The organism is Pseudescherichia vulneris (assembly GCF_902164725.1).
GTDB lineage: Bacteria > Pseudomonadota > Gammaproteobacteria > Enterobacterales > Enterobacteriaceae > Pseudescherichia > Pseudescherichia vulneris.
This window is the reverse complement of sequence record NZ_LR607338.1, coordinates 4,317,198-4,321,819: the sequence shown is the minus strand read 5'-3', so window position 1 is coordinate 4,321,819 and position 4,622 is coordinate 4,317,198. Positions and strand designations below refer to the sequence as shown.

6 protein-coding genes are annotated in these 4,622 nt (G+C 56.6%); all 6 read left to right on the top strand.

What is annotated here, in order from left to right; all coding sequences use genetic code 11:
- Window positions 1-182: 182 nt before the first annotated feature.
- The 6 genes from ulaA to FN633_RS17965 are packed head-to-tail and all read left to right on the top strand — an operon-like array spanning window position 183 to window position 4,591.
- Window positions 183-1,583, top strand: coding sequence for a PTS ascorbate transporter subunit IIC (ulaA, locus tag FN633_RS17990; RefSeq protein WP_154058726.1), 1,401 nt, complete (start codon window positions 183-185; stop codon window positions 1,581-1,583).
- Between the two features lie 12 nt (window positions 1,584-1,595).
- A complete protein-coding gene (ulaB, locus tag FN633_RS17985) occupies window positions 1,596-1,901 on the top strand; it encodes a PTS ascorbate transporter subunit IIB (protein ID WP_154058725.1) in 306 nt (101 codons plus the stop codon).
- A gap of 9 nt (window positions 1,902-1,910) precedes the next feature.
- Window positions 1,911-2,378 carry a PTS ascorbate transporter subunit IIA gene (gene ulaC, locus FN633_RS17980; protein ID WP_154058724.1) on the top strand — a complete coding sequence of 156 codons (468 nt, stop codon included), beginning with the start codon at window positions 1,911-1,913 and terminating at the stop codon, window positions 2,376-2,378.
- Between the two features lie 13 nt (window positions 2,379-2,391).
- Window positions 2,392-3,042, top strand: coding sequence for a 3-keto-L-gulonate-6-phosphate decarboxylase UlaD (locus tag FN633_RS17975; protein WP_154058723.1), 651 nt, complete (start codon window positions 2,392-2,394; stop codon window positions 3,040-3,042).
- A 9-nt stretch (window positions 3,043-3,051) separates the two neighbouring features.
- Entirely contained in the window at window positions 3,052-3,918 is an 867-nt protein-coding gene (locus tag FN633_RS17970; protein ID WP_154058722.1) for an L-ribulose-5-phosphate 3-epimerase, read from the top strand.
- The gene (locus FN633_RS17965) at window positions 3,905-4,591 is read left to right on the top strand and encodes an L-ribulose-5-phosphate 4-epimerase (RefSeq protein ID WP_154058721.1); all 687 of its coding nucleotides are present in this window, start codon (window positions 3,905-3,907) and stop codon (window positions 4,589-4,591) included. The genes FN633_RS17970 and FN633_RS17965 overlap by 14 nt, the downstream gene beginning before the upstream one ends.
- Window positions 4,592-4,622 lie beyond the last annotated feature (31 nt).

Here is a 4,622-nt window from a genome sequence, read left to right as displayed (position 1 = left end):
TTGATATTAAAATGTATTTTTTGGATACATATATAGCCGCATGTAACGTAGGGAAATAAATTGCGCGACGCATCACAAATAATCATATTCAATCTTTTTGTGATTATTCTTGATGGGTAGAGTAGTGGGCACATCCTGTAGCGGGTCACAACATCCGCTGCATTCACTCTCTGGAGAGCGTTATGGAGACCCTTTACACCCTCTTTACCGTGTTCTTTAACCAGGTCATGACCAACGCCCCGCTGCTGCTGGGTATTGTTACCTGTCTGGGTTATATCCTGCTGCGTAAAAGCGTGAGCGTTATTATTAAGGGCACGATCAAAACGATCATCGGTTTTATGCTGCTACAGGCCGGCTCCGGGATCCTGACCAGCACCTTTAAGCCGGTCGTCGCCAAAATGTCAGAGGTCTACGGCATCAACGGTGCCATCTCTGATACCTACGCTTCTATGATGGCCACCATTGACCGTATGGGAGATGCCTACAGCTGGGTAGGCTATGCGGTGCTGCTGGCGCTGGCGCTAAATATTATTTATGTCCTGTTCCGGCGCATTACCGGCATCCGTACCATTATGCTTACCGGCCACATCATGTTTCAGCAGGCGGGGCTGATCGCGGTCTCCTTCTATATCTTCGGCTATCCGATGTGGACCACCATTATCTGTACCGCCGTGCTGGTCTCTCTCTACTGGGGGATCACCTCGAACATGATGTATAAGCCGACCCAGGAGGTCACCGACGGGTGTGGTTTCTCTATCGGTCACCAGCAGCAGTTTGCCTCGTGGATTGCCTATAAAGTTGCCCCGTATTTGGGCAAAAAAGAGGAGAGCGTTGAGGATCTTAAGCTGCCGGGCTGGCTGAATATCTTCCATGACAACATCGTCTCGACGGCTATCGTGATGACGATTTTCTTTGGCGCGATCCTGCTCTCCTTCGGCATCGACGTGGTTCAGGCGATGGCGGGTAAAACCCACTGGACTATCTATATCCTGCAAACCGGTTTCTCGTTCGCGGTTGCCATCTTCATCATCACTCAGGGCGTGCGCATGTTTGTTGCCGAGCTCTCTGAGGCATTTAACGGTATCTCCCAGCGGCTGATCCCTGGCGCAGTGCTGGCGATTGACTGTGCGGCAATCTATAGCTTCGCGCCGAACGCGGTGGTGTGGGGCTTTATGTGGGGCACCATCGGCCAGCTGATCGCGGTTGGCGTCCTGGTGGGCTGCGGCTCGTCCATCCTGATCATCCCAGGCTTCATTCCGATGTTCTTCTCTAACGCCACGATTGGCGTCTTTGCTAACCACTTTGGCGGCTGGCGCGCGGCGCTGAAAATCTGTCTGGTCATGGGGATGATTGAAATCTTTGGCTGCGTGTGGGCGGTAAAACTCACCGGTATGAGCGCCTGGATGGGCATGGCGGATTGGTCAATTCTGGCACCGCCAATGATGCAGGGCTTCTTCTCAATTGGGATCGCCTTTATGGCCGTCATTTTGCTTATCGCACTGGCCTATATGTTCTTCGCAGGACGCTCGCTGCGTGCTGAAGAAGACGCAGAAAAACAACTGGCAGAACAGTCTGCTTTATAAGGAGTGTTGGTTATGACCGTACGTATTCTGGCTGTATGTGGTAATGGGCAAGGCAGCTCCATGATCATGAAAATGAAGGTGGATCAGTTTTTAACCCAAGCAAATATCGATCACACGGTGAACAGCTGCGCAGTTGGGGAATATAAAAGTGAACTCAACGGCGCGGACATCATCATTGCCTCCACCCATATCGCCGGTGAAATTTCCGTCTCCGGCAACAAATATGTGGTTGGCGTACGCAACATGCTGTCGCCTGCTGATTTTGGCCCGAAGCTGCTGGAGGTGATCAAAAAACATTTCCCGCAGGATGTGAAGTAAGGACACCCGATGAAACTACGTGATTCGCTGGCACAGAACCATTCTATTTGCCTGAAGGCAGAGGCTGAAACCTGGCAAGACGCCGTAAAAATTGGCGTTGACCTGCTGGTAGCTGCCGACGTGGTGGAGCCGCGCTACTACCAGGCCATTCTCGACGGCGTCGAGCAGTTTGGCCCCTACTTTGTGATCGCCCCGGGACTGGCAATGCCCCATGGCCGCCCGGAGGAGGGCGTCAAAAAAACCGGTTTTGCGCTGGTGACGCTGAAGAAGCCGCTGGCGTTTAACCACGAAGATAACGACCCGGTCGATATCCTGATCACCATGGCTGCTGTCGATGCCAATACCCATCAGGAGGTCGGCATCATGCAGATTGTCAATCTGTTTGACGATGAGGCCAATTTTGACCGCTTACGCGCCTGCCGTACCGAGCAGGAGGTTCTTGATTTAATTGATAACGCCACTGCGGCGGCAGCTTAAAAGGAAAACGACGATGCCATTACCGATGTTACAGGTCGCGCTGGATAACCAGACCCTCGCCGATGCTTACGCCACCACGCGGCTAATTGCCGAAGAGGTAGACATTATTGAAGTGGGTACCATCCTCTGCGTAGGGGAAGGGGTACGCGCGGTACGCGATCTTAAGGCGCTCTACCCGCATAAAATTGTGCTGGCCGACGCCAAAATTGCTGACGCCGGGAAGATCCTCTCGCGCATGTGCTTTGAGGCCAGTGCCGACTGGGTCACGGTGATCTGCTGTGCGGATATCAACACCGCCAAAGGCGCGCTCGACGTCGCCCACGAGTTTAACGGCGATGTGCAGATAGAGCTGACTGGCTTCTGGACGTGGGAGCAGGCGCAGGCGTGGCGGGAAGCGGGCATTCAGCAGGTGGTCTACCACCGCAGCCGCGATGCTCAGGCGGCGGGCGTTGCCTGGGGCGAGGCGGATATCAGCGCGATCAAACGCCTGGCGGACATGGGCTTTAAGGTTACCGTCACCGGCGGGCTGGCGCTGGAGGATCTGCCGCTGTTTAAAGGTATCCCTATCCATGTGTTTATCGCCGGGCGCAGCATCCGCGACGCCGTCGATCCGGTGCAGGCCGCGCGGCAGTTTAAACGTTCCATCGCCCAACTGTGGAGCTAAGGAGCGGCTATGCTGTCGAAAACCGTGCCGCTTGGCATCTATGAAAAAGCGCTCCCTGCCGGGGAGTGCTGGCACGAGCGCCTTACTCTGGCGAAAACGCTGGGCTTCGACTTTGTTGAGATGTCGATCGACGAAACCGATGCCCGGCTGGCTCGGCTGGCATGGAGCCGTGACGAGCGGCTGGCGCTGGTGAAGGCGGTTGCCGACACCGGGGTGCGGGTTCCTTCCATGTGCCTGAGCGCCCATCGCCGCTTTCCGCTGGGCAGTGAAGATGATGCGGTGCGCACCCAGGGGCTGGAGATCATGCGTCGCGCCATTGAGCTGGCGCAGGACGTCGGTATCCGCGTGATCCAGCTGGCCGGGTATGACGTTTACTATCAGCAGGCCAATGATGAGACGCGCCGCCGTTTTCGCGACGGTCTCAAGGAGAGCGTCGAGATGGCCAGCCGTGCACAGGTCACGCTGGCGATGGAGATCATGGACTACCCGCTGATGAACTCTATCAGCAAAGCGCTTGGCTATACCCACTACCTGAACAACCCCTGGTTCCAGCTCTATCCGGATATCGGCAACCTCTCGGCGTGGGACAACGACGTGCAGATGGAGCTGCGGGCGGGCAGCGGGCATATCGTGGCGGTGCACGTGAAGGATACGCAACCCGGCGTCTTTAAAAACGTTCCCTTCGGCACCGGCGTGGTGGATTTTGAACGCTGCTTCCGCACGCTGAAAGAGAGCGGCTACTGCGGGCCTTACCTGATTGAGATGTGGAGCGAGACGGCGGCCGATCCGCTTCAGGAGGTGGCGAAGGCGCGGGCGTGGGTTTGCGAACGCATGGCGCAGGCCGGACTGCTGGAGGACGATCATGCAGCAGCTTAAACAGCAGGTTTTAGACGCCAATTTGGATCTGCCGCGCTACGGCCTGGTGACCTTTACCTGGGGCAACGTCAGCGCCGTTGACAGGGCGCGCGGGCTGGTAGCCATCAAGCCCAGCGGCGTGGATTATGACGCGCTGAAGGCGGACGACATTGTGATAGTGGATCTGCAAGGTGAGGTCGTCGAGGGCACGCTGCGACCCTCTTCCGATACCGCGACCCATCTCGCGCTCTATCGTCGCTATCCCTCCCTCGGCGGAGTAGTTCATACCCACTCCACGCACGCTACCGCCTGGGCGCAAGCCGGGCTGGCGATCCCAGCGCTGGGCACCACCCATGCAGACTACTTCCTGGGGGATATTCCCTGCACGCGGGCGTTAACCGAGGAGGAGGTGCAGGGCGAGTATGAGCTGAACACCGGCAGGGTGATCATCGAAACGCTGAAGGAGGCCGAGCCGCTGCATACTCCGGGCGTGGTAGTTTATCAGCATGGCCCCTTTGCCTGGGGAAAAGATGCGCACGATGCGGTGCACAACGCGGTCGTCATGGAAGAGGTGGCGCGGATGGCGTGGATTGCGCGCGGCATCAATCCGGGTCTGAAGCCCATTGATAGCTATCTGATGGATAAACACTTTATGCGCAAGCACGGCGCACACGCCTACTATGGTCAGAAGTAAAAGCGATCAGAAATAGACGTGCTACACCGCT